This is a genomic window from Burkholderia sp. BCC0097, from assembly GCF_902832985.1.
Classification (GTDB): domain Bacteria; phylum Pseudomonadota; class Gammaproteobacteria; order Burkholderiales; family Burkholderiaceae; genus Burkholderia; species Burkholderia orbicola.
Genome location: NZ_CADFDM010000003.1, coordinates 502,521 through 527,440, shown reverse-complemented (window position 1 = coordinate 527,440; position 24,920 = coordinate 502,521). Strand labels below are relative to the sequence as shown.

Annotated in this window: 18 protein-coding genes and 1 pseudogene; 12 read left to right on the top strand and 7 right to left on the bottom strand. The window is 60.2% G+C overall.

The window, feature by feature from the left end; all coding sequences use genetic code 11:
* Positions 1–19: 19 nt before the first annotated feature.
* From HWX07_RS12170 to HWX07_RS36945, 6 genes and pseudogenes are all read left to right on the top strand, one after another.
* Positions 20–880 carry a glycosyltransferase family 2 protein gene (locus tag HWX07_RS12170; RefSeq protein ID WP_244129972.1) on the top strand — a complete coding sequence of 287 codons (861 nt, stop codon included), beginning with the start codon at positions 20–22 and terminating at the stop codon, positions 878–880.
* A gap of 43 nt (positions 881–923) precedes the next feature.
* A complete protein-coding gene (locus HWX07_RS12165) occupies positions 924–1,706 on the top strand; it encodes an ABC transporter permease (protein ID WP_175876407.1) in 783 nt (260 codons plus the stop codon).
* 10 nt (positions 1,707–1,716) lie between these two features.
* The gene (locus HWX07_RS12160; RefSeq protein WP_175876406.1) at positions 1,717–2,469 is read left to right on the top strand and encodes an ABC transporter ATP-binding protein; all 753 of its coding nucleotides are present in this window, start codon (positions 1,717–1,719) and stop codon (positions 2,467–2,469) included.
* Positions 2,470–2,737: 268 nt separating this feature from the next.
* The gene (locus tag HWX07_RS12155; RefSeq protein WP_175876405.1) at positions 2,738–3,739 is read left to right on the top strand and encodes a glycosyltransferase family A protein; all 1,002 of its coding nucleotides are present in this window, start codon (positions 2,738–2,740) and stop codon (positions 3,737–3,739) included.
* Positions 3,740–4,031: 292 nt separating this feature from the next.
* A complete protein-coding gene (locus HWX07_RS12150) occupies positions 4,032–4,754 on the top strand; it encodes a methyltransferase domain-containing protein (RefSeq protein ID WP_175876404.1) in 723 nt (240 codons plus the stop codon).
* Between the two features lie 19 nt (positions 4,755–4,773).
* Positions 4,774–5,421: pseudogene (locus HWX07_RS36945) on the top strand (IS3 family transposase); the annotation flags it as partial.
* 322 nt (positions 5,422–5,743) lie between these two features.
* Here HWX07_RS36945 and HWX07_RS12135 read toward each other — a convergent pair.
* The gene (locus HWX07_RS12135) at positions 5,744–6,925 is read right to left on the bottom strand and encodes a glycosyltransferase (protein ID WP_175876401.1); all 1,182 of its coding nucleotides are present in this window, start codon (positions 6,923–6,925) and stop codon (positions 5,744–5,746) included.
* 8 nt (positions 6,926–6,933) lie between these two features.
* Positions 6,934–9,681 carry a class I SAM-dependent methyltransferase gene (locus HWX07_RS12130; RefSeq protein WP_175876400.1) on the bottom strand — a complete coding sequence of 916 codons (2,748 nt, stop codon included), beginning with the start codon at positions 9,679–9,681 and terminating at the stop codon, positions 6,934–6,936.
* Between the two features lie 1,411 nt (positions 9,682–11,092).
* Between HWX07_RS12130 and HWX07_RS12125 the strand changes: the two genes are divergently transcribed.
* The 5 genes from HWX07_RS12125 to HWX07_RS12105 all read left to right on the top strand — a co-directional run bounded on the left by HWX07_RS12125 (position 11,093) and on the right by HWX07_RS12105 (position 17,583).
* On the top strand, positions 11,093–11,914 hold the full coding sequence (locus tag HWX07_RS12125) for a glycosyltransferase family 2 protein (protein ID WP_244129976.1): 822 nt from the start codon (positions 11,093–11,095) through the stop codon (positions 11,912–11,914).
* Positions 11,911–12,876 carry an SDR family oxidoreductase gene (locus HWX07_RS12120; protein ID WP_175876398.1) on the top strand — a complete coding sequence of 322 codons (966 nt, stop codon included), beginning with the start codon at positions 11,911–11,913 and terminating at the stop codon, positions 12,874–12,876. The genes HWX07_RS12125 and HWX07_RS12120 overlap by 4 nt, the downstream gene beginning before the upstream one ends.
* The gene (locus HWX07_RS12115; RefSeq protein WP_175876397.1) at positions 12,846–13,901 is read left to right on the top strand and encodes a glycosyltransferase family 4 protein; all 1,056 of its coding nucleotides are present in this window, start codon (positions 12,846–12,848) and stop codon (positions 13,899–13,901) included. The genes HWX07_RS12120 and HWX07_RS12115 overlap by 31 nt, the downstream gene beginning before the upstream one ends.
* Before the next feature lie 12 nt (positions 13,902–13,913).
* Entirely contained in the window at positions 13,914–15,797 is a 1,884-nt protein-coding gene (locus HWX07_RS12110; protein ID WP_175876396.1) for a nucleoside-diphosphate sugar epimerase/dehydratase, read from the top strand.
* A gap of 586 nt (positions 15,798–16,383) precedes the next feature.
* Complete coding sequence (locus tag HWX07_RS12105) at positions 16,384–17,583, top strand: M12 family metallopeptidase (protein WP_175876395.1); 1,200 nt, start codon at positions 16,384–16,386, stop codon at positions 17,581–17,583.
* A gap of 133 nt (positions 17,584–17,716) precedes the next feature.
* On the opposite strand, the gene HWX07_RS12100 is transcribed toward HWX07_RS12105, so the two are convergent.
* From HWX07_RS12100 to HWX07_RS12080, 5 genes are read right to left on the bottom strand one after another with little or no spacing between them, the layout of a single operon-like run.
* Positions 17,717–18,823, bottom strand: a complete 1,107-nt coding sequence (locus HWX07_RS12100) for a glycosyltransferase (RefSeq protein WP_175876394.1) — start codon at positions 18,821–18,823, stop codon at positions 17,717–17,719.
* Between the two features lie 27 nt (positions 18,824–18,850).
* Positions 18,851–19,873: a UDP-glucose 4-epimerase GalE gene (gene galE, locus HWX07_RS12095; RefSeq protein ID WP_175876393.1), complete on the bottom strand. Its 1,023-nt coding sequence runs from the start codon at positions 19,871–19,873 to the stop codon at positions 18,851–18,853.
* Between the two features lie 15 nt (positions 19,874–19,888).
* Positions 19,889–21,025, bottom strand: a complete 1,137-nt coding sequence (locus tag HWX07_RS12090; protein ID WP_175876392.1) for a glycosyltransferase family 4 protein — start codon at positions 21,023–21,025, stop codon at positions 19,889–19,891.
* A gap of 52 nt (positions 21,026–21,077) precedes the next feature.
* Entirely contained in the window at positions 21,078–21,902 is an 825-nt protein-coding gene (locus HWX07_RS12085) for a glycosyltransferase (RefSeq protein ID WP_175876391.1), read from the bottom strand.
* Entirely contained in the window at positions 21,899–23,155 is a 1,257-nt protein-coding gene (locus HWX07_RS12080) for an oligosaccharide flippase family protein (RefSeq protein WP_175876390.1), read from the bottom strand. The genes HWX07_RS12085 and HWX07_RS12080 overlap by 4 nt, the downstream gene beginning before the upstream one ends.
* Positions 23,156–23,400: 245 nt before the next feature.
* Here HWX07_RS12080 and HWX07_RS12075 point away from each other — a divergent pair, with 245 nt between their 5' ends.
* A complete protein-coding gene (locus HWX07_RS12075) occupies positions 23,401–24,795 on the top strand; it encodes a phosphomannomutase/phosphoglucomutase (RefSeq protein ID WP_078040734.1) in 1,395 nt (464 codons plus the stop codon).
* Positions 24,796–24,920 lie beyond the last annotated feature (125 nt).

Below are 24,920 nucleotides of genomic sequence, written 5' to 3'. Positions count from 1 at the left end.
TCAGGAGCAGACCGGTGTCGTGATCGTGTTCTACCGACCGGATAGCGGTTGCGTAGCCCGTGCGAACCGGCTCGCCAAAGTATGGCCATGCGTGGTGGTGGATAACACGGAGACCATCAGTGCGCCGGAAGCGCTCGGGCTCGACGCGCGTATCGACTATGTCGCGAACGGCGCCAATCTTGGCATCGCGACGGCGCTCAACCAGGGCATCGAACGGCTGGCCGCGGCGAACTGTACGTCGGTATTGCTGTTCGATCAGGATAGCGAGCCGTCAGACGAATTGCTGGTCGAACTGCCTCGCACAATGGCGGCCGAGCGCATGCGTAATCGTCGCGTGGCGCTCGTCGGGCCCGCATACGAGGATGCGCGATTGGGCGGCGTCGCGCCGTTCGTCCGCTTCGGGTACGTGAAGTTGCGCCGGGTTCAGCCGGACGGTGTGCAACCGGTCGAGGTCGACTTTCTGATTACGTCGGGATCGTGCGTGAATCTCGCTGTATGGCGCGACATCGGCCCGATGGACGATTCGCTGTTCATCGACTTCGTCGATCTCGAATGGTGTGTCCGCGCGCGCTCGAAGGGGTATTCGGTGCTCGGCGCGCCGGCGTTGCGGTTGAAGCATGAACTGGGCGGCGAGCCGGTGAAGGTGTTCGGGCGGAGCTACCCGGGGCACAGCGCGGTTCGGCACTACTATCTGTTCCGCAACGCGATCGCGCTGATCCGGCGTTCCTACGTGCCTTGGAGCTGGAAGTCGACTGAACTGGTCAAGATGCCGGTCCGGCTTGCGATCTACGCGTTGTTCATGCAGCCTCGCGTGGCGCACCTGCGGCTCTCATTGCTCGGCATCTGGCATGGACTGACCGGTCGTACCGGTGCGCTCTGATGTACCGGCCCATTTTTCAATCTCATTCAACTACAAAGCTTGCATGCTGACTCTTTCACTTGCTGACCTCAAACAGAGCATTGCCTCATGGCGGTTGTGGACGCTGCTTGGCTGGCTCGAGATCCGGCAGCGCTATGCCCGCTCGAGAGTCGGGCCGTTCTGGCTCACCATCAGCATGGGCGTGATGATTACGTCGCTCGGCGTGGTCTACGGTACGTTGTTCGGACAAAAGATGAACGAATACCTGCCGTTCCTTGCGTCCAGTATCGTGCTGTGGGGACTTTTCTCGCAGACGGTCCAGGAGGGAAGTATGGCTTATATCAGCAGTGGGTCATACATCCGGCAAATGGCTACGCCGAAGCTGATCTATATGCTGCAGGTGATCTGGAGGAACCTGATCGTGCTGGCGCACAATTTCGTCATTGTAATTGCGCTACTACTGATCTTCGGTGTCAAAGACTGGGAAGTGTTGCCAGTATTCGTCCCGGCATTGCTCGTATTTATTCTGAACGCCCTTTGGATTGCAATGGTGGCGGGTCTATTGTCGGCCCGCTTCCGAGATTTGCCGCAGATCATCGGTGCGTTGCTCCAAGTCGCTTTCTACGTAACGCCCATCATTTTCCGGCCGAACGCATTGAACCGCTTTTCGTTCATCGTCGATTGGAATCCGATCGCTTATCTGATTGATGTCGTGCGCGGACCGCTAATCGGTCAAATGCCGAGCGCATTGACATGGGGCGTGACGATAGGGATGGCCATAATCGGGTGGCCAATCGCGTTGCTTCTAACGGGACGCTATTTAAAGCGCATTCCATATTGGGTTTGAGGAGCACGACGTGGCCTACATTGAACTAAAGAACGTGACCCTTGACCTGCCGATCTATGACGTGCAGGGGCGTTCTCTAAAAAAGCAGATGCTCCGGATCGGAAGACGCAACCGGATCGCAGAAAGCAATGACGGGGTGATCGTCGTCCGTGCACTTGACGACGTTAACTTGCGTTTCGAACGTGGCGATCGTATTGGCCTTATCGGACACAACGGTGCCGGGAAGTCCACACTGCTTCGCGCGATGGCGGGTATTTACCCTCCCACTGGCGGTACACTTTTGCGTGAAGGAAAGGTTGTTCCGTTACTCGATATCAGTCTCGGTATGGACGAGAATTCAACCGGTATGCAAAACATTCGGCTACGGGGATTGCTTCTCGGTATGTCCGACAAAGAGATTTGTTCCAAGCAGCGAGACATTGCCGACTTTTGTGAGCTCGGCGATTATCTGGATTTGCCTATTCGGACTTATTCGAGCGGGATGAGGGTGCGTCTTGCGTTCGCTGTATCGACTGCAGTTGATGCGGAAATCCTGTTGCTTGACGAAGTGATGGGGGTTGGTGATGCATCATTCATGCACAAGGCGGAGACGCGATTAGCAGATTTGCACAGCCGTGCAGAGATTGTCGTGCTCGCGATGCACTCGAATTCTGAGATCCGGAAGGTGTGCAACAAAGCGCTTTGGATGGAGCGCGGACGGGTGAGGGCTTTTGGCCCGGTCGAGGAAGTCCTTGTCGAGTATGAGCGACAGACCGGCGCCTGACGTGTCGTGCAACGGGCAGATAATGCAGGGCATGCCATACACGTATCGAGAGAGCAACCGTGCTGGTCGCGAAGCGCTCGGCTACGTCGAGCATTTCGGCAATCTAAACGGACACTATTTTCTGGATGCTGGAGAGAGCGATCATCCCCGGTAGCCTCTTCAGCGGGTCAAGGCAAAGACCGCGAATTCATTGGCTGCTTGGCGGTGCAATTCGTTTTGTGTCAATGATCGAGACCTGTCCGGAAGCATTAATTTGAAAGACAAGGCCATGAACACAACAGTCGCTGTCGTTATTCCTTACTATAACGGCTCAAAATGGATAGAGAGAGCACTAGCCAGCGTTGAAACGCAGACGATACCCGCTACCGAGGTTATCGTCGTCAATGATGGGTCCCGCGACGAGGAACGCGTAGAGCTCGGGAAATTGGAAGGCCGTTATTCCTTTCGTATCATCGATAAGGAAAATGGCGGCCAAGGGTCCGCTCGCAATGCTGGAGTCCAAGCGTCAGGCGCTGATTATATCTGCTTTTTGGATCAGGACGATTTCTATCTACCGGACCACATCGAAGTATTGGTCAATGCGATTCCAGAGAAGGACCTGCGATTCGGGTTCTTGTATGGTGACGCCGTAGAGGCAGATGGCGACGGCAATGTGTTGCGGTCGTCAATGATCAAAGAGCATAACCCAATCCATCCAAAGCGCGCCATTATCGAGATGCTGCGAGATGACATGTTCGTGTTGCCATCAGCATCGCTGATCTGCAGGAAGGCATTTCTAGCCGTCGACGGATTTGATCCACGCCTTACTGGCTACGAGGACGACGATCTATTCATGCGTCTTTTCCGGAAAGGATACACCAACTATTTCATCGATCGTCCGGTATACGTCTGGTGTATTCACGAGGAAAGCACGTCGTACACCGTTCGCATGAGTCGGAGTCGTTTTCTGTACTTCACCAAACTCACCGAGATGTTTCCAGATGACAAGGAAAAGGCGCGCTTTTATTTTCGGGACTGCTTGGTTCCACGCTTCGGTCGGGCGTTCATTGCCGATGCTCTCAAGGCAGCACGAAAGCGTAGCGAGCATCGCCCCGAGATTTGCAGCATCTTGCAGAAGTATGCAGCAATCGTTTATGCGAATAAATATATTGGTCGACGCTATAAGTTGAAGCTATGGATGATAACTCGTTTCCTATCTGCTCCCAGTTGGTTTGTGTCGCTTGTGGCAGTTGTATTGCCTAGAATTCCTGTGCTGCGACGAATCCGGTAATGAACTGCAGGCGCGTGCGGAGCACACTAACCACAACAAGATCACGATCGTTACGAGAGGCTCGATCGTAATTGCGACGTCGTTGCTTGGTGGCTACAGTGTTTACGTCTGCTGCATATGTGACGACTCGAGGTGTAGAAAGATGTGTATTCTCATATAGCGTTAGCGCTGGTGTTTCATGCCGGTATGGCAGGTTCGTCGATCTGCCCGACAGTATTGCTGCGGCTGTTTGCGAGTATTCATCTGCCGCCTATCTCGTCGATACTCGACACTCACGTGGAGGAAATTCCGCATGCATCCGTCTGCGATGGAAAACGGCAAACTTTTCTTCGATACCTATGTCTCGCGGCTGGGGTCGGTAAAGCTTGTGGAGATTGGCTCACAGGATGTCAATGGCTCGCTTCGTACGGTCGCACCATCGAACGTGGATTATATCGGCGTCGATTTTGTCGAAGGGCGGGGTGTTGACGTTCTATTGGAAGATCCTTACGTGCTTCCGTTCGACACGTCTTCCGTCGATCTAGTGGTGAGCTCGTCTTGTTTCGAGCATTCAGAGATGTTTTGGCTGGTATTCGGCGAAGTAATGAGGGTGCTCAGGCCATCGGGGCTATTCTTTCTCAATGTTCCGTCCAATGGGCCGTTTCATCGATATCCCGTTGATTGCTGGCGATTTTATCCGGATGCCGCGAATGCCCTGGTCGCCTGGGCGAAGCGGACGGGTACTAACGCTGGTGTGCTGGAGTCGTTTGTAACTCCTCAAAAAGATGACTACTGGAATGATTATTTGGCGGTATTCATTAAAAATATAGAATATGCTGCGGAGCATCCGAATCGGATTTTGAGTAGTCGACGGGAATTTTATAATGGTATGATTTTTGGGATGGATGATGTTATTAACCCTGAAAACATGCCGCAGGATATAAGGGAGAGAGAGTATTTTCGGAAAGAAATTGAGAGGTTGAAAAAAAAGCTCGAGGATATAGAGCGGAGAGATAGTTCCAATGCGGGGCAATGAATAAGGGGCCGTAGTGAGCATGGACATGTCGCTGATGGCTCGGATGAAGGACTTGGAGGCTGAGAATGCCGCGCTGCGCAACGATGTACGTTGAGGAGAAGATCAAGGCCGAGATCGTAGCGGAGGTGTTCGCAAAACAGATTGAGGCTGTCTTGCCCGCATGAGATGGTCATGCATGCGGTGTCCAGCCGGAGCATATCGATCCGGCGGGCATGTGAGGCGTTCGGAATCAGCCGGGCCTGTTATCGGTACGTCGGTTGGTGCAGCGCCGAGAGCAACGAGATTGCGACCTGACCGCTGCGCTTGACTGACCATCGCCTGAACTGGGACGTCGGGCTGTGCTTCCTGTACCTCCGCGACGTGAAAGGCTTCGGCTGGAATCGCAAGCGCGTGTATCGGATCTATCGCGAACGGGAACTGAACCTGCGAATCAAGCCGCACAAGCGGCCGGTCAGGTAAATACCTGAACCGCTGACGGCACCGTCCGCCGTCAATCTTCATGCACGACCTACTGGCCGACAGACGCAGTATCGGGCTGTTCGCCGTGTTCGACGACTTCAACCGTGAGGCACTCGGCATCGAGATCGACTTCTCATTACCGTCCGAACGCGTGATCCGCGGGATCCGGCAGCAGAATGCACATGTCGAACGACTCAACCGCACCGTGTGATACGAATGGCTGTCGCAGTGCCACTCGGAAGTCTTGGGCAGGTGCAGCGTTTGCATGATCACGTCGGCCACCGGCTGGCGGTCGAGGGGTGATCGACGCTGCGTCGATCACCCTCCACGGCACGGATCGAGCGAGCGTCGGGCACTTGAACTACACCACCGGATCAGGTTGCGCTCGCGCCAGCTTGCCAATCGGCGAAATGATAATGGCATCGATGCGGTTCGAACTGGTGACGGTGCGTGACCGATAAAACCACGATCACGGTGCTCGGCCGTCTTTTGCGATACGCTGTGGGGCGGAAATTGCAGCCGATTTTCCTTCAAGTGCTCAACGTGGCTGCACGTATCTTGTCGGCCTGTTGATCCCACCCATAAAACGATTTGCATTCGGTGAAGGCCCTGAGCGCTATGTCCGCATAGCTATCCGGGTTTCTAAGTCGTGCGATTGCAATCTCCAGCTTTTCTTCCCATTCGTGAGATTTTGAAAGGTACCCAGTCTGACCATCCCGGATTGCCTTGCCGAAAGTATATGTCGGGGTGGCTATGGTCAATGTTCCTGTAATGGCTGACTCAAAATACTTCAATTCAGATTTGCAATTCGTGAACGTATTGTCAATCAGCGGTGCAATATTGATCTCCGTCGCTGCGATCAGGCGCTGCAGGTTCAAGAAGTCCTGTAGTGGATGGCGATCAATTCGATCTGAGTAAGGCTCCAAATATGGGCCTGGCTCGAGAAAGCCGACGATGGTTAATCGTAGTTCGCTGTAACGATCGAGTAGCCTTGAGAGTGTTTGCGAAACCACAGCAAAATCCCGGCGGTGGGTGGGGGTGCCGCTGAAATATCCGATGTGAAAAGATCCGGTGGTCCTGAATCCCGTTTCATTTTTATGATGAAAGAATGATTCGGATATTTCTTGCTGTTTGCGATTTAGAAAATTGGGAACAATTCTCACTGTTAAATGGGGTGCAAACTCTTCGATCTTTTTTGCCAGGAATTGATTGGTGGTGATTGCAAAATCACATAATTTCAATAAGGTGCCATGTCGGGCCATAAAGGCAAAGAAGTCGTTTAATGCGGCTTCATTGCTTGTATCCTGATCCAGCGTGTCCAGAACCAGGTGTGCGTATTGCGTATCGAATACCAGATCGTCGATGTCGAAGCCGATGCGAATGCCGCGGCGGCGCGCCATACTCACAAGATGTGCGTGTGCAGGGGTATATCTGCTTCGACAGAATATCAGGACGTCGCTGGCGCTGATCACGGATTCCATCTGGGGAAGATCGCCGACATGAAACCACGATGCTGATATTTCATTCGCATTTTCGTCATTGATGGCCTCGACCATGTTGAATGCACGGTATCGAAAAGTGCTGTTGTCGGGTCTGTCATAGAAATACGCGATGCGAGTTTCTCCGGTGCGCAGCATCCGCAAGCGCCTCTCAAAAGAGAGCGACCAGGGATCGCTATATTCGATCTGCTCGGTTGGGACGGATTCAAACATCTATATTCCTAGTTCGTTTTTCCGGTGATCGAGGAAAATACCTTGTCGAAAGATTGTGACCAGTTTTTCGATATGGAGTTTTGGCTGGCGTTGGCAGATCTCTGCTCCGTTTCCTGGGAAAGCTTCAAGGCTCTTTTGATGCCGTTTTGCAGGGATTCAATATCCGTCTTTGTGCAAATAATGTTCTTGGAGTACTTCTCAAGGCCCGTCTTGCAGCCATGTTGATTGGTCACCACGATTGCTCCGGTTGCGGCGAGATCGAGCGGAGGATAGCTGGGGTGTGGGGTATCCATGAGCGATAGACCGATATCCATGCTCGAAATCAGCTCGACGTAACTCTGCCAAGGAAGGTTGTGATGAAAGTATGGGCGGATGTTGTGCGGAAGGAGCGCGTCCGGCATGTCTTTGCCAACAAAGTGGAACTCCCATTCCCGTGGATCGAGCGTGCCGTCCTTGAGGCTCGAAACGATAACTTCAAGCCCGCGCCAATACAGGTTTCGCAGATTGTTGGGACGGGCATAGAAGAAGAAGCGTCTCTTATCGCCAGGCAAAGGCTGGCGTCGATTCACGACGTCAGGCAGAAACGGGAATGACGGTTCGAACCAAGTGCCGTTGGCGGCTATATTCGCCAGGGCATCTGGGCCGGAAGTGAGGTGGTTGAACAATATTTCACTGTTGACCACGACAGTAATATCGGGGTCGCTGATGGTTTCCGTGCAACGTAGACGCTCGTCGCCAAACGGATAGAACATGCGTTCGTCTTCCTGCAGGAGATAGACGATCTGCGATGGTGCGCAAATTTGACGAACAGAGCGAGTGGTCCACCACGACGTGGTGACAAAGATCTCGTCATTGCCGATCGGAACGGCGTACCCGTCTTTCGGCGGGGAAAAGATGAACTCGATATTGTCATCCCACTCTATATCGTTGAGTTTCAAGATGGTGCCGAACGCAGTTGGATCCGCGACCTCCGTGCGGGTGACGAGGCGAAGCTTGACGCCGAGTCGCTTGGCAAGCGACGTAGCGAAGACGATCGCAGTGCCCACACCGCCGAACAGACTGCCGGGGCTGATGCTGTCGGTGACCATGGTGAGGCGGCGCGGCTCGCCTGGAACCGGATAGACCCGCAACGGGCGCGTGTTGTTGAAATGGTTGGCGATTAGTTCATCCGCGAACACGACGCTCGATGCAGGTCGCTGCCGAGTAGCGGTCCCGATGGCCGTGGCGACGGCAGACATGGGCTGCGGTGTCGTAATCGGCCGGATTTGGAGTCCTTCTCTTTTACCTTGCAGTTCGTAGTGAACCAGCGGGTTCATTTGGGCGGCTGCAACTTCACGATATTGTGCAACGTACCACTTTGCGTCGAATCGATTGCTCGGATTGCGATGGTCGGAGCCCCCCACGATCGCGTAATGAACTGCGGCGGATAGGCCGGAATGACGAACATCCTCGTACTGCGTGATGTACCAGTTCGCATCGAACAGCTCCGAGTTCTCGATGATCGCGGCCTCGCGCAGCTTCGCCCGCCGCGTGGCGAGCATTCGCGGCAGATTGCCACGGAGGGCGGATACCGCCAGCCGCGCGCTCCCCCTGACTGCTCGCCTGACGCGTGGATGATGCGCAAAAAAATCGCGTACCGGCCGTGTGGCACGCCAGAACGTGCTGTGCTCGATCATGGCTCTCGTTGTTCGCTCCGCGTCGCGTTCCTGCTCGGAAAATGCGAGTGCCGCTTCAAGTGCCGAAATGTGCTCCTTTAGACCGGCTATCGCATGAGTTCGAGCATCAGACTCCGCTTCGACTTGGGACCGTAATCGTCGCAAGTCTCGTTCTGCTGAACGGGCTTTTGCTTCCGCATCGACTAATTGTGTCGACAACTGCGTGACGGTGTTCTCGTGGACTGCTGCGAGTTCCGAATCATGCGTTGCCTGCAAGTCGTTCAACTGCGTCTGAAAGGTCTGTTGCAACGACTGAAAATACTCGGCGTTCGCCAGCAACTGCTGCTCCGCCTCCCAGCGTTCTCCCAGCAGCGAGAATCTATGTCGAATAGTTGCTGCCTGTTGGTCGGGCAAATTTGCGATCTCGAGTAGATCGGCTGGCAGATTTTTACCGAAAAGAAGGACGCCAAGGCCATGCCCGTGCATGAATTCAAATGCAGGGAATTCAGTTCGAAGTTCCGCCCAGAGCTTCCACACCCCGAAATCGTGGTGGCGCTCATTCGTGTCGTGAAACAGGACGACTGCTCTATCGCTTAATTTGCGTTTCCAAGTATCGAAGTCGTGACTCACGGCCTCGTACGAGTGCAGTCCATCGATGTGCAACAAGTCGACACTGCCATCGTCGAAATGCTCGACTGCCTCGTCGAATGTAGAGCGAATCAGCGTCGAGAAGGAAGAGAAGCGTGCTCGGTGATATTGGGAGAGGTCGGCAAAAATCTCTTCACCGTATTTGCCTGCGTGCTCGTCTCCGGCCCATGTGTCTACCGCATAGCATCGTGCCGGCACTGCGTGTCGCTCAACCGACGTGCAAATCGCGGCATAGGACACGCCGGTATGCGTGCCGAGTTCGACGACGATCCGCGGCCGTGTGACGCCTACCAACCAGTGTGCAAACGGGATATGTCCACACCAGGCGCTATGCGCATCTACTCGATCTGCTCGCCAGAACAGGGAGGCGAGCTGAGGGGCGAGGAAGGGCTCAATCGATGAGGGGGCGGACTCCGCATCCGACGTGATCGCGTGAGGTACGGCAGGGTTCATACTCACCTTGTGATGAATTGACGATCTCCTAATTATAGAGACGTAGCGATCAGATCGTCGTGAGGAAAACTGGGGGGCAAAGGCTCGATATTGCTTCGCGTCCCGGATGCGTGACCCGCCGTCGCGCGGATGGCAGGGCCTAGTGACACGGGAGATGCGGCAGCGGGAGCTTCCGACCGCGATGACGGTGGGATTCCCGGGGCGCTTACTGTTCGGTACCGATTGCTCCTCGAAATTCTGGCGATCTCGGTGCTAGTGCTGCTTCCGAGAAGCGCATTTGCGACAGCGAGAATCTTCGGTGACTGGAGTCGACATCGTAATCGATGCGGCCTCACACTACGATCGATGTACCCATGGTGCGTCGAAACTTGCATGGTGAGTATGCTTTGGGCTCGAAATAGAGGTGTTTCTTGTTGTAATGCCCGAACACCGCGGCCGTATTCTGTACCACTGTTTTCGAATCTGGTTTCGGCATGAAGCCACGTAATCGAGCTACATCGTCTTCACGAAGCTCTCGGCTGTGCAGATTCATCAAGAGCGGTCCTGCGGGTTCGTCGCATGCGATAAAACCGCCCGGGTTTGCCGCTTCATGAGGAAAATGTCTGAAAAGTGCCTGCGCGGCAGCGCGGTGCATCGCGAGAGCTGGTCGTCGCCCACGCCCGTGCACTCGGGTTGAAGACATTAGCATGACGAAGCTCTTCGACTGAGCATGCCAATATGCAAAAAATCAGATCCGATGCAAGACCATCGAGTGAGAGCCTTCGCGCTTGAGGATCCCCGGGTTGCGCGATTGCTCCCCGGTCTGGAAATCCCTTCCTGTCGATCTGGCCGTTCGTCTCGCATACGTCGTCGATATTCGTCATCCGAATAATGTATGGGTCCGCTTGGACAGCAGGACCAGTTTTCGACCGAGAGATCGTTGCTGTGATTGTTCTATACCGTCGCTCCGCCGAAGAAACGTGAGGCATTCCACGGCTAATAGTCGACTACGGTCGCGTTGTGGGGTACACGCATAGGGAATTGACGCGCGCGACTGTACGGACCGGACACCGATCGTTTCCGGATATGCGGGTCACTACGAAGGCCGTGCCGAAAATTCGAGGGTCTACGAGCTGCTGACGTGCCGCTTCGCAACACGGGAAAGTTCGATTGGTGCGCCACATCGGTTCGCATGCGGATGTGGCGGTACTCCGCTGCGACGTCTAGCCCGCGGGCTTTCGCGACCTCGCGGAATGCGTTGACCGATGGCACGTCGGCGACCGGTCCGGCGAGACCATGAATGTGAAATGCGGCAAGCCTGATTGCGCGAGCGGATGACTGTGGCACACTTGACTGCGTTTCGTCCCTTCGTCGATCCTGTCAGAACGTGGCATCTCCTCTCGGTAAGTCTTTTTCACCCCCGCCCACGACGGTGGGCAATGCATTGTCGGTTTCCGTCGTGACTTTTTACTCCGACGAGGTCATGCTCGCGCAGACTTTTTTGAGTCTGATCGCCGCGGTCGGGAGGTTGCGGGCGTCGCGCCCAGGGTTGGCCGTGAGCGTCTGTCTTGTGGACAACGGCGGCGACGCCACAAAATTGGCATCGGCGGGAGAGGCGTTCTCGAACGCTGGAATCGATTGCAGGGTACTGACCGGCCACGGCAATGTCGGATATGCGCAAGGCCACAATCTCTCGATCAGTATGGCGGAGAGCGATTATCACCTCATCCTCAATCCCGATATCGACATGGTGCCCGATGCGCTCGAGAAGGGGCTTGATTTCCTCGATGCGCATCGCGACGCCGGGTTGTTGACGCCGCAAATAGGCGATGATGGCGGCTGTATCCAGTACCTATGTCGGCGTTATCCTGCGCTGTTCGACCTGCTCGTACGGGGCTTTCTGCCGGCTCGCGTCCGGCAATGGTTCGCTGGACGCCTCGTCCGCTATGAAATGCGCGACGTGATCAACGACCGAGACATCGTCTGGGATCCGCCCATCGTCAGCGGCTGCTTCATGCTGTTTCGCACGGAAGTATTGAAGAAGCTGCACGGTTTCGACCCGCGCTATTTCCTCTATTTCGAGGACTACGACCTCAGCCTGCGCACGCACGACGTCGCGCGCGTAGCCTATGTCCCGTCCGTCCGGGTGATCCACCACGGTGGGGGAGCGTCCCGCAAAGGCTTCGCACACATTCGCATGTTCGCGGCCTCGGCCTTCAAGTTCTACAACCGTTTCGGCTGGAGGCTGTGGTGAGCCATCTCGTCGTCACCGGCGCGAACGGGTTCGTCGGCCGTGCGGTATGCCGCCGCGCGCTGGAGGCTGGGCATACCGTGACAGCCTTGGTGCGGCGTCCGGGCGAATGTATCGAGGGCGTGCGCGAATGGGTGCATGACGGCACCGATTTCGACGGCCTCGACGAGCGATGGCCGACCGGTCTCAACGCCGATTGCGCAATCCATCTCGCCGCCCGCGTACACGTGATGCGCGACGATTCGCCTGATCCCGACGCCGCGTTCGACGCGACCAACGTCACCGGTACGCTGCGTCTTGCCGCAGCCGCGCGCCATCACGGCGTGCGCCGCATCGTCTACGCAAGCAGCATCAAGGCGGTTGGCGAGAGTGATGGCGGAGTACCGCTGTCGGAAACCGCGAGCCCCGATCCGCAGGACGCCTACGGCCGTTCAAAGCTACGAGCGGAGCGGGAACTGGCACAGTTCGGTGCAGCTAATGGGCTCGACGTCGTGGTCGTTCGGCCGCCGCTGGTCTACGGTCCGAGCGTCCGCGCGAACTTCCTGCGCATGATGGACGCGGTCGCGCGCGGGATGCCGCTGCCGCTCGGTTCCATCCCGGCGCGCCGCAGCATCGTCTACGTCGACAATCTTGCCGACGCACTGCTGCAATGCGCCATCGATCCCCGCGCGGCCGGAGAATGCTTCCACGTCGCCGACGACGACTCGCCGTCGGTCACGGGCCTGTTGCGTCTGGTCGGCGACGCACTCGGCAAGCCGGCCCGCCTGATCGCCGTCCCGTCCGCAGTGCTGCGCGCGCTTGGTACGCTGACTGGCCGCCGCTCGGCGATCGACCGTCTGACCGGCAGCCTCCAGCTTGATACGGGCCGGATCACGCGCGTGCTTGGCTGGCATCCGCCTTATACGTCACGACAGGGACTCGAAGCGACCGCCGCATGGTATCGTTCGCGCGATACACAACAATAATAGTCGATATGCATTTCACGATATCCACGTGGCCCGCAGCGGCCGCGGTGGCACTGGCCGCTGCTATCGCGTCGACGGCCGTCCTGCGCGTATTGCTCGTGACCGGCCTTGCGTGGCGCCTTGCCACCGATATTCCGAACGACCGTTCGCTCCACACGCTGCCTACGCCTCGCGTCGGCGGATGGGGCGTCGTACCGGTCTGCGTCGTCGCGCTGCTCGCGCTGGCGCCGCACTTGTGGCTGATCGCCATCGGCACCGCTGGACTTGCCGCGATGTCCCAGATCGACGACCGGCGCGGGCTGCCTGCCCGTGTCCGATTCTCGGCGCACCTGACGGCGGTGGTCGCGCTCATTGCTGTGTTTCCGGCCCAAGCACCGTGGTGGTGGCTGATCGGGATCGGCTTCGCGATGGTCTGGCTGACGAACCTGTACAACTTCATGGACGGTGCCGACGGCCTGGCGGGCGGCATGGCGCTGTTCGGCTTCGGCGCGTACGCGGTTGCGGCGTTGACCGGCTCGGCGCCGTCGCCGGATCTGGTCGTGGCCGGGGCGGCTGTCTCCGGCGCCGCTCTCGGGTTCCTGCTGCTGAATTTTCACCCGGCTAGGCTATTTCTCGGCGATGCCGGCTCGATTCCGCTCGGGTTTCTGGCCGGCGCGCTTGGCTACTGGGGCTGGAGGGGCGACGTGTGGCCGATCTGGTTTCCGGCACTCGTGTTCGCCCCCTTTATTGCGGACGCATCTGTAACACTTTTGAGACGTTTGTTACGAGGCGAAAAGTTCTGGCAAGCGCACCGGGAGCACTATTATCAAAGGATGGTCCGGGCGGGCGTAGGTCACCGCCGGACTGCTCTTTATTGGTACCTCATCATGCTCGCAGGCATAATCGTCGCCATGTGGGCAAAGGGCCGCCCGGAACTGCAGCAGTGGCTGTCGTTCTTCGCGTGGTACGGCGTCCTGGCATGCATCGGATTGGTGGTCGACATGCGCTGGCGCCGGTTTCAGTCCGCCGCCGAAAATAACTCTTGAGGTTTCCCGCCGATGTTGCGATCCAAAGCATCATGGCTTTCGCTAAGCGCTTTCCTGTTTGACCTGACGGCGGTCACCGCCGCGTGGTTGTTTGCCTATCTCGTCCGATTCAACGGCAGTGTTCCGTCTGATTTCCTTGGCGGCGCGTTGACGGCGCTTGTCTGGGTGCTGCCCGTCTACGCACTGATGTTCCTCGTGTTCGGCCTGTATCGCGGCCTATGGGTATTCGCAAGCCTTCCCGATCTCGTTCGCATCGCGAAGGCGGTGGTCGGCGGCGGCGTGATCGTGATGATCGGCGCCGTGATGTTCCAGCCGCAGCCGATTATTCCGCGCTCGGTGCTGCTCGTGTCGCCGCTGATGCTGTTCCTGGCGATGGGCGGGGCGCGTGCGCTGTACCGCGCGACGAAGGAGTACTACCTGTATGGCGGGCTCGTCGGCAAGGGCAAGCCGGTGCTGGTGCTCGGCGCCGGCACGGCAGGCGCGAGCCTCGCGCGCGAGCTGTCGCGTTCAGGCGAATGGCGCCTCGTCGGCCTGCTCGACGACGATGTCACGAAGCAGGGCCGCGAAATCTACGGCTACAAGGTGCTGGGCTCGTTCAACGACCTCAAGCACTGGACCGATGCGATGAAGGTCGAATACGCGATCATCGCGATCCCGTCGGCGTCGGTCGAGGTGCAGCGTCGCGTCGCGACACTGTGCGTGCGGGCAGGTGTCAAGGCGATGGTGTTACCTTCGCTGACCGCATTGATGCCGGGGCAGGGCTTCCTGTCGCAGGTGCGGAACATCGACCTCGAGGACTTGCTCGGCCGCGACGCCGTGACGATCGACACGCCGCACGTCGAGGCGCTGCTGCGCGGCCGCGTCGTGATGGTGACGGGCGCGGGCGGCTCGATCGGCTCCGAGCTGTGCCGGCAGATCCTGCGCTTCGCGCCTGCGCAACTCATTGCGTTCGACTTGTCCGAATACGCGATGTACCGGCTGACCGAGGAGTTGCGCGAGCGTTTTCCGGATCTGCCCGTGGTGCCGATCATCGGCGACGCAAAGGATTCGCTGCTGCTCGACCAGGTGATGTCGCGTCATGCGCCGCACATCGTGTTTCATGCGGCCGCCTACAAGCACGTGCCGCTGATGGAGGAGCACAACGCATGGCAGGCGCTGCGCAACAACGTGCTCGGCACCTATCGCGTAGCCCGCGCGGCCATTCGCCACGACGTCCGTCACTTCGTGCTGATCTCGACCGACAAGGCCGTCAATCCGACCAATGTGATGGGCGCGAGCAAGCGTCTCGCCGAAATGGCGTGCCAAGCATTGCAGCAGACGAGCGGGCGCACGCAGTTCGAGACGGTGCGCTTCGGCAACGTGCTCGGCAGCGCGGGCAGCGTGATTCCGAAGTTCCAGCAGCAGATCGCGAAGGGCGGCCCGGTGACGGTCACGCACCCGGAAATCACGCGTTTCTTCATGACGATTCCGGAGGCATCGCAGCTCGTGCTGCAGGCATCGAGCATGGGGCATGGCGGTGAGATCTTCATTCTCGACATGGGCGAGCCGGTGAAGATCGTCGATCTCGCGTGTGACCTGATTCGCCTGTACGGCTTCTCGGAAGAGCAGATCCGGATCGAGTTCACGGGGCTGCGGCCCGGCGAGAAGCTCTACGAGGAGTTGCTTGCGGACGACGAGGCGACGACGCGCACGCCGCACCCGAAATTGCGGATCGCGCGTGCGCGCGAAGTGCCGGACAATTTGCTCGACGAACTGTTGCCATGGCTGATGCAGCATCGCGTGTTGTCCGACGACGAAGTGCGGCGCGATCTGCGGCGCTGGGTGCCGGAATATCGGACGACCGTTGCTCCTGTGCTGCAGAGCGTGCCGACGGTGCGGGCGGTATCGAGCGAATGAACGCCAGCGGGCGCTACACAGAGACAACATGACGAAGGCCCCCTGCGGGGACGATGCCGTTCAGTTAGGTAACTGAACGGCATTTTGTTTTTTGGGAGGAGGTTGCGGTTGTAACACTGCCCCCTGTGCTGAGGTGTCAACTTCTGGCGCGATGCTGAGCGACCACCGGAGTTTCATGCCGGATGCTGGACCTTCGCTTGTCCTGCCGTACATGCGGTCCGGCTGGCGATTGTACTGGCGAGCTATCGTCATTGGTCAGTCGGCGAAGGGGCAGCCAGTCTGAGTTAGTGTTGCCTACCTGAACCGAACGACTCTACCGCACCATGCGGGCCTTTTGTCGGATATTGAAGCGTGACAGCCGCACACTCGCAAATCTCCTCTGTCAGCGTTTCGAATCAGATGCTTAATATTTGTAATATTCCTGTCAATTTCATAACATACGTTTTCCGCACCGTGTTTGTCGCTTGAGTGCGGAGTCGGCGCGTTGTTTTATTGCGCGCCGGCGATTCGATTCCTAACTGACACCGCGATTCCGCCGGGGGCGCGGCCTGACATAACGATTCATACCAACAGGACGAAGGGCATCATGACAAAATTAAAGGCGCTGGGTATCGGGGTAGGGCTGGCATCATTGCTGGCCTCGGGGCCGGGCCGGGCGGACGAGCAAGGCTATGTGCTTGGCGGGGCAGTCTGGAAACAGCCGAGCATACCGGTCTGCTGGATCAATCCGACGGCATCGGATACCAGCGAGCGGGCGTGGGTTCAGCGGGCAGTCGAGCGTACATGGGCGCGGAATTCGCAGGCATATTTCACTGGCTGGGGACAATGTCCTTCCACCAACGCAGGGAACGCGATTCGAATCAGGATTGCCGATGTCGGGCCGTACGCCAGCGCGCTCGGTAAATTCATCGTCAATTCGGAAACCGGCATGGCGCTGAATTTCGCTTTCCAGAACTGGAGCCCCGCCTGCAGGGCATCTGATACGTCGCGCAGGCAATGCATCGAATCGATCGCCGTACACGAATTCGGTCATGCTCTGGGGTTTGCTCATGAGCAGAATCGACCAGATACGCCTACGGCTACTTGCAAGGACAGCCCTCAGGGATCGAACGGCGACATCATGATCGGCGCGTGGGATCTGAACTCGGTGATGAACTACTGCAATCCAACCTATAACGGCGCAGGCGCGCTGAGCAGTACGGATCTTCAAACCGTGCAGACGTTCTACAAGGCCCCGTTGCGGGATGATAATTTCGCGTTCGACGCCGAGTTTTATTTATCTCATTATCCAGACCTGCGAAACGCTTTCGGTGCCGATCATCAGGCCGCGCTCAATCACTGGAAGACCAGCGGCATTGCGGAAGGGCGGCGTGCTTCCCGCGAGTTTGACGTCACTTACTACCTCAGCAGGTATCCCGATCTTTACCAAGCGTTTCGCAACGACTATGCAGCCGCGCTCAATCATTGGGTCACATACGGGATCAGGGAAGGACGTCAGGGCTCGAGGGAGGTCGATGTCCAATATTACCTCGCGAAGTATGAGGATGTGCGCGGCGCGTTCGGGAGCGATTACCGCGCAGCGCTGAGTCACTGGATCCGGAACGGGTTCAACGAGCAGCGACAGGCATCGGTCGAATTCGGCCTGACGAACTACTTCAACCGGTATCCGGATTTACGCGACGCATTCAAGTACACGAATTCGTTCAGTAGCTACGCGAACGACGCGGTGCTCGGGTTCAATCACTGGATCGAATACGGTATTACGGAAGGGCGAAACGGCAGGTGAGAAGCGGCAGGTGACATAGGCCGATGGGAAGGGCCGGGCTGCCTTGCGCCGAATGGCGCAGGCAGCCGGTCATGAAAAGCCCCGCATGCAGCGGTGCCCTGCGGGAGCGTTTATTCCGTTTCGGATGCTGTCCTCAATGTCCCCGCCTTTCCTTCCTCACCACCATCCACCGCGGCGCCCTGAACCGCACGATGCTGAGATAAAGCCACACATACGTCAGCGCGAACAACACGACGAACACGAACAGATGCACGGTATGCCGCCAGAACAGCGTCGCCGGTATCACCGCGACGAGGCACAGCAGCCACAGATAAGGTGAAGTCAGCGAATTCCGCCGCGTCAAATCGTGCGCATGCTTCGTCCCGACGGCCCACCGCATCAACCGCTTGTACACCAGCATGTGCAGATGCACGCCGTCCGGAATCCCCGGCGATATCCCACGGATGAACTTCTTCCGGTAGATCGAGAAGCAGGTCTCGAAGATCGGATACATGAAAAGCAGCACCGGGTACCACGCGGACACCTCGCGGTTGCGCATCACGAGCATGATCGCGAGTTCCGCGAGCATGAAGCCGATGAAATACGCGCCGCCGTCGCCGAGGAAGATCAGCCCGGCCGGGAAATTCCACAGGAAGAAGCCGAGCACCGCACCCATCATGATGATCGACGCGGACATCACGACCGGGTCGTTGACGTGGAACGCGACATACGCGAGCGACGCGAACATCATGAAGCTGACCATCGACGCGAGCCCGTTGAACCCGTCGATGATGTTGATCGCATTCGCGAGCGCCGCGACCGCGAGCACGGTGATGAACGCCGAGATGGCCACGTAGCCGAGCAGGAAATCGAGCGGCGGCACGCTGATGCGCGTGACCGCGATGTTCATCAGCCAGAATGCCAGCGCGGCCGCGCCCATCGTGCACAGCAGCCGCGCGCGCGGCGACACGCGCTTGGTCAGATCCTCGACGAGTCCCGACAGGAAAGCGGGCAGCCCGCAGGCAACGATCCCGAGAATGCTGCCGGAGATCGTCGGATAGCGCCGGAACAGCACCAGCGCGGCAACGACGACCCCGGCGAGGATCCCGATGCCGCCCACCCGCGGTACCGGCCGCACATGGAATTTCTGCACGCCGGCCAGGTCGCTGTCGATCGAGAATTTCTCGTGAAGGTGCGCGTAGCGCACGATGAACAGCGTGACGAGCAAGGAGACGATGAAGCCGGACGCGAAGCTGAGCATGGGATCGCTCGGAAAATGGACAGCGGATTATACAAAACCGCGCGGGTTCCCCTCCTGCCATCGCCAGTGGTCGGCACACATTTCTTCGATGCCGAGCGTCGCACGCCAGCCGATGATGTCGGCCGCGGCCTGCGGGTTCGCATAGCACTCGGCGATGTCGCCCGGGCGGCGCGCGACGAGTTCGTACGGCACCGGGCGGCCCGACGCCTTCTCGAACGCGCGCACGACTTCCAGCACGCTGTAGCCCTGGCCGGTGCCGAGGTTCACGACGAAGCTCGCGTCGCGCTTCGCCAGCGCGTCGAGCGCGGCGATGTGCCCCTTCGCGAGATCGACGACGTGGATGTAGTCGCGCACGCCGGTGCCGTCCGGCGTCGGGTAGTCGGAGCCGAACACGCGCAGCTTTTCCAGCTTGCCGACCGCGACCTGCGCGACGTACGGCATCAGGTTGTTCGGGATGCCGGCCGGGTCCTCGCCGATCAGCCCGCTCGCGTGCGCGCCGACCGGGTTGAAGTAGCGCAGCGTCGCGATCCGCCACGACGGGTCCGAGATTTCGAGATCGCGCAGGATCTGCTCGGCGATCAGCTTCGACTGGCCGTACGGGTTCGTCGCGGACAGCGGGAACGATTCGTCGATCGGCGAGCGTTCGGGCACGCCGTACACGGTCGCGGACGAGCTGAACACGAACTGCCTGACGTTGCGCTCGCGCATGACCTTGAGCACGGCGAGCAGGCCGCCGATGTTGTTCTGGTAGTACTCGAGCGGCTTCGCGACCGATTCGCCGACGGCCTTGAGCGCCGCGAAGTGAATCGTGCCGGTGATCGGATGCGCGTCGAATACCTTCGCGAGCGCGGCTTCGTCGCACACGTCGACCTGGTGGAACGCGGGCGTCTTGCCCGTGATCCGTTCGATCCGGCGCACCGATTCAGCCTTGCTGTTGACGAGGTTGTCGACGATCACGACGTCGTAGCCGTTGTCGAGCAGCTCGACGGCCGTGTGCGAGCCGATATAGCCCGCGCCGCCGGTAACGAGGATGGTGCCTTTAGCGGTCATTGTTGATGCGCTCCTTCAGAGTGTGAATCCCGTCAACGAATGGATGGTCTCCCTGTAGCGTTCGACGACCTGCTGCTCGTCGAATTCCGCCGCGACCTTGTGCCGGCCGCGTGCGCCCATCGCCGCCCGGCCTTGCGGTCCGAGCACGATCATGCGATTCAGTTGTTCTGCGAGGCTCGCGCTGTCGCGCACGCGGCACAGGAACCCCGTTTCGCCGTCGGCGACGACGTCGCGGCAGCCCGGCACGTCGGTCGCGACGATCGGGCGGCCCATCGCCGAAGCTTCCATCAGCGTGCGCGGCACGCCTTCGCGGTATGACGGCAGCACGACGCAATCGGCCGCCGCGATGTGCGGACGCACGTCGTGCGCTTCGCCGAGATACTCGACGATACCTTCGTCGACCCACGCGTCGACATCCGCGCGACCGATCGCGCTCGGATTGTCGACGCCGAGCGGCCCGAGCAGCTGGAAGCGCGCATTCGGGAAGCGCTCGCGCACGAGACGCGCGGCCTCCACGTATTCGCGCACGCCCTTGTCCCACAGCAGCCGGCCGATCAGGATGAAGACGGGCGCGTCGCCGGCGGGCAGCGGCACGGGCGAGAACTGTTCGAGATCGACGCCTTCGCCGTGCAGCAGCCGCGCACGGTCGGGATGCGCGAGCAACCGCTCGTCGGTGAAGGTCGCGAGATCGTCGCGGTTCAGGAACCACACTTCACGCGGGAAGCGGAACGCGAACCGGTACAGTCGCTTCGCGACGCTGGCCGCGCGGCTCTTCTGGATGAACACGTAGCCGAGGCCCGTCGTCACGGCGATCGACGGCACGCGCGCGAGCCACGCGGCCACCGAGCCGTAGATGTTCGGCTTGATCGTGTAATGGAACACGAGATCGGGCCGCAGCGCGCGGTAGTGACGCGCGAGCGCGGCGAGTGTGCCGAGATCCTCGCGCGGGCTCGTGCCTTTGGATGCGACGGTAAGCGCCACGTAGCGACAGCCCATCTGCTCGAGCAACGGCACCGTGCGGTCGTGCGGCGCGATCACGACGACCTCGGCGCCGCGCGCGACGAGCGCACGGATCAGCCCGTGGCGATACGTATGGATCGCCCAGGCCGTGTTGCAGACGAGCGCGATGCGCAGCGGGGAGGTGGCGGACATGAAAAAAAGAAAAAATAAAGCGTCGAAATGGGCGAGCGGAGCCGGGTACGCGTCAGGCGGACGGCCGCGCGGCGAACAGCGTCTGCTTGATGCGCTGCAGCGTACGGTACGGCGTCACGAAATGCAGCAGGTTCTTGGCGAGGCCGGCCCAGTCGTACGGGTTCAGCACGTTGAAGTGGCGCAGCAGCAGCGTGAGCGTCGACACCAGCTGGCGTCGGCGCTTGGTCGCGCTGATCCCGCCCTCGTTAAGCTCGTAATACAGGCCGAGTTCCGGCAGGTTCGCGCAATCGTAGCGTTGCATTAACCGTAAAAAAAGATCGAGATCCTCGGCCGCGCGGTACTTCGCCCGATAGTTGCCCACTTCGCGCACGGCGTCGATGCGCAACATGACCGACGGATGCACGAGCGGCGAGCGCAGGAAGCGCGTGCGGCGCAGCGTGCGCGGATCGGCGGGCGGCGTCAGCATGAAACGCGGCTCGCCGGCGCGCGACACGACCTGCGTCCACATGCCGACGCAGGCCACGCGCGGATGGGCATCGAGATAGGCGCGTTCTTTCGCCAAGCGCTGCGGCGCGGCGAGATCACCTGCATCGATGCGGGCCGCGTAGCGGAAGCCGCGGGCCGCGAGCGCGTCGATGCCGGCCGCCAGCGCGCGTTCGATGCCGCCGTTCCGGGGCATGCGCAGCACGTCGATCGCGAGGCCCGGCAGGTCGGGCGCGACGATCGGCGGCGTGCTGCCGTCGTCGACGATCAGCACGTGCACGGGCGCATCCTCGCGAAACGACGCGAGGGTCCGGACGACGTCGTCGTGCCCGTTGTAGGCCGGCATCAGCACGGCCACGTCGTCGAGCGGGGGCGGGCAATCAGGGGACGTCATGTTCGCAGCTTGAAACGGATGTAATAAAAATTGACGGCGGCAGCAGCCAGGTAGCCGGCCGCCAGCCCGACGAGCGCGCCGTACAGGCCGAGCCGCGGGATCGTGAACAGGTTGACGAGCGCGGCGATGGCCAGCGCGAGCAGCCATTTCGTCAGCAAGACGAATTTTGCTTGATATTTGAGAACGATAAGATTGCCTATCGCCTCGATGCCGGCCGGCACGGACAGCCAGACGGCCCAGCGGAAGATGTCGACCGACGCCTCGTAGCCGCGGCCGAACACCTTGCCGACGATCAGCGGGGCGGCGGCGTCGAGCACGAGCGCGCCGGCCGTCATCAGGCCGGCCGTCATCGCGATCAGCCGGACGATGTTGCGGCGCAGCCGAGCGACGTCCTGCACGCGGTAGACGAACGCGGGCGCGATGGTCTGCGCGAGCATCAGCGCGAGCGTGATCCAGTTCTCGTTGAGTTGCTGCGCGGCCGAATAGCGGCCGAGATCGGCGAACGAAACATGGCGCTCGAGCATCAGGCGGTCGAGCTTCAGGAACAGGTACATGCAGATGAGGCCGAGCCAGAACACGGTGCCGGCCGTGGCAAAGTGCCGGAACAGCGGCTTGTCGAACGTCCAGCCGAGCGCGCCGCCGTTACGATGGCGGTAGTACAGCAGCAGCGCGAGGCCGATCGCGGCGGCTTCCAGCGCCCATAGCCACGCGAAGCGGGCGGGGCCGGCTGCCGCGCGCACCAGCAGCCAGACGAGCAGCGCCTTGGCGAGCGCGGTGAGCATGCTGGTGACGAGCTGCGGCTTGCTGTAGGTCATGCTCTGCAGCCACGCGTTGATCACGCCGACGAACGGCTCGCGGAACACCATCGTGACGGCCAGGCCGGCGAGCATCGCGCCGACCAGCGGATCGAAGGCGCCCGCGGCGATTGCGACCCAGGTCGCGGCGAGCGCGGCGACCGAGACGGCGATGCGCAGCACGAACGCGCTGCCGAGCACCGCGCCGAGCTGGGCGGGCGGGCGCTGGACGATGGTCGGGACGAGAATTTCCGCGCCGCACACCCAGGTGAGCGGCGCCAGTACCAGGAGAAGCGTATTCGCATACTGCCATTTGCCGAACACATCTGGCCCGAAATAACGGGCCAGCAGGCCGCTGATCGCGATCGCGACGCCGATTTGCGTAAGCCGTTCGAGCCCGAGCCAGACGAGGTTCGCGACGGCCTTCGCGACGTCCGGGTTGCCGAAGCGCTTCAGCATGCGCGGCAGCGGCGGCGCGCGCGGCGGGCGGCCGGAAGCGGCGGGTGGGCGGCGGCGGAGCGGCTAGGCATTAAAATGGGCGGTATGCGCGTCATCAAAACCCGCGATTATAAGTGCGATCGCGGCTGCTCCAGCCGTTACGCCCCGTGTTCCGCCGGCAGGCATGTATCATGCGCGGCACCCGCGAGCGGCGGCCCACGCAAGCCAGACAATTTTCCATGCACGCAACTGAGAGAAGAGAATCGATGATCTCCCAATCCATCTTCAAGGCATATGACATCCGTGGCGTGGTCGGCAAGACCCTCGACGTCGACACCGCGCGCGGAATCGGCCGGGCATTCGGCAGCGAAGTGCGTGCGCAGGGCGGCGATGCGGTCGTCGTCGCGCGCGACGGCCGCCTGTCCGGGCCGGAACTGGTCGGCGCGCTGGCCGACGGCCTGCGTGCGGCCGGGGTCGACGTCGTCGACGTCGGCATGGTGCCGACGCCGGTCGGCTATTTCGCGGCGAACGTGCCGCTGGCGCTGAAGGGCGGCGAGCGCCGCGTCGATTCGTGCATCGTCGTCACGGGCAGCCACAACCCCCCCGACTACAACGGCTTCAAGATGGTGCTGCGCGGCGCGGCGATCTACGGCGAGCAGATCCAGGCGCTGTACCGCCGCATCGTCGACGAGCGGTTCGAGACGGGCAGCGGCACGTACGAGGAAATCGACGTCGCCGATCAGTACATCGCGCGCATCGTCGGCGACGTGAAGCTCGCGCGACCGCTGAAGCTCGTCGTCGACGCCGGCAACGGCGTTGCCGGCCCGCTCGCGACGCGCCTGTTCAAGGCGCTCGGCTGCGAACTCGTCGAGCGCTTCACCGACATCGACGGCACGTTCCCGAACCACCACCCTGATCCCGCCCATCCGGAAAACCTGCAGGACGTGATCCAGGCGCTGAAGGACACCGACGCCGAGCTCGGCTTCGCGTTCGACGGCGACGGCGACCGCCTCGGCGTCGTCACGAAGGACGGCCAGATTATCTATCCGGACCGCCAACTGATGCTGTTCGCGGAAGAAGTGCTGTCGCGCAACCCGGGCGCCCAGATCATCTACGACGTGAAGTGCACGCGCCACCTTGCGCAGTGGGTGAAGTCGAAGGGCGGCGAACCGCTGATGTGGAAGACGGGGCACTCGCTCGTGAAGGCGAAGCTGCGTGAGACCGGTGCACCGCTCGCCGGCGAAATGAGCGGCCACGTGTTCTTCAAGGATCGCTGGTACGGCTTCGACGACGGCCTGTACACCGGTGCGCGTCTGCTCGAGATCCTCGCGAAGACGGCCGATCCGAGCGCGCTGCTCAACAGCCTGCCGGACGCGATGAGCACGCCGGAATTGCAGCTCTGGCTCGACGAAGGCGAGAATTTCCGCCTGATCGAGCAGTTGCAGAAAGAGGCGAAGTTCGACGGCGCCGACGAAGTCGTGACGATCGACGGCCTGCGTGTCGAGTACCCGGACGGCTTCGGCCTCGCGCGTTCGTCGAACACGACGCCGGTCGTCGTGATGCGCTTCGAGGCCGAGACGCAGGAAGGGCTCAAGCGCATCCAGGAAGACTTCCGCCGCGTGCTGACGGCCGCGAAGCCGGACGTCAAGCTGCCGTTCTGAGCGCCGGCGGCCGGCGGGCCGCCCGTACGACGGCCGGTTCGCCGGCCGTGTTTATCTCGAAAAGCGGCGCGCGCCCCGGGCGTGCGGCCGCTTTTTGTCTGTCCGGTCGTCCGGCCGGGATAAAA

Bases quoted from the DNA above. Each gene is read 5' to 3' on its own strand.
- HWX07_RS12165 (WP_175876407.1), top strand. From the start codon at position 924: ATGCTGACTCTTTCACTTGCTGACCTCAAACAGAGCATTGCCTCATGG.
- HWX07_RS12155 (WP_175876405.1), top strand. From the start codon at position 2,738: ATGAACACAACAGTCGCTGTCGTTATTCCTTACTATAACGGCTCAAAA.
- HWX07_RS12150 (WP_175876404.1), top strand. From the start codon at position 4,032: ATGCATCCGTCTGCGATGGAAAACGGCAAACTTTTCTTCGATACCTAT.
- HWX07_RS12135 (WP_175876401.1), bottom strand. From the start codon at position 6,925: ATGTTTGAATCCGTCCCAACCGAGCAGATCGAATATAGCGATCCCTGG.
- HWX07_RS12130 (WP_175876400.1), bottom strand. From the start codon at position 9,681: ATGAACCCTGCCGTACCTCACGCGATCACGTCGGATGCGGAGTCCGCC.
- HWX07_RS12115 (WP_175876397.1), top strand. From the start codon at position 12,846: ATGGTATCGTTCGCGCGATACACAACAATAATAGTCGATATGCATTTC.
- HWX07_RS12110 (WP_175876396.1), top strand. From the start codon at position 13,914: ATGTTGCGATCCAAAGCATCATGGCTTTCGCTAAGCGCTTTCCTGTTT.
- HWX07_RS12105 (WP_175876395.1), top strand. From the start codon at position 16,384: ATGACAAAATTAAAGGCGCTGGGTATCGGGGTAGGGCTGGCATCATTG.
- HWX07_RS12100 (WP_175876394.1), bottom strand. From the start codon at position 18,823: ATGCTCAGCTTCGCGTCCGGCTTCATCGTCTCCTTGCTCGTCACGCTG.
- galE (WP_175876393.1), bottom strand. From the start codon at position 19,873: ATGACCGCTAAAGGCACCATCCTCGTTACCGGCGGCGCGGGCTATATC.
- HWX07_RS12090 (WP_175876392.1), bottom strand. From the start codon at position 21,025: ATGTCCGCCACCTCCCCGCTGCGCATCGCGCTCGTCTGCAACACGGCC.
- HWX07_RS12085 (WP_175876391.1), bottom strand. From the start codon at position 21,902: ATGACGTCCCCTGATTGCCCGCCCCCGCTCGACGACGTGGCCGTGCTG.
- HWX07_RS12080 (WP_175876390.1), bottom strand. From the start codon at position 23,155: ATGCTGAAGCGCTTCGGCAACCCGGACGTCGCGAAGGCCGTCGCGAAC.
- HWX07_RS12075 (WP_078040734.1), top strand. From the start codon at position 23,401: ATGATCTCCCAATCCATCTTCAAGGCATATGACATCCGTGGCGTGGTC.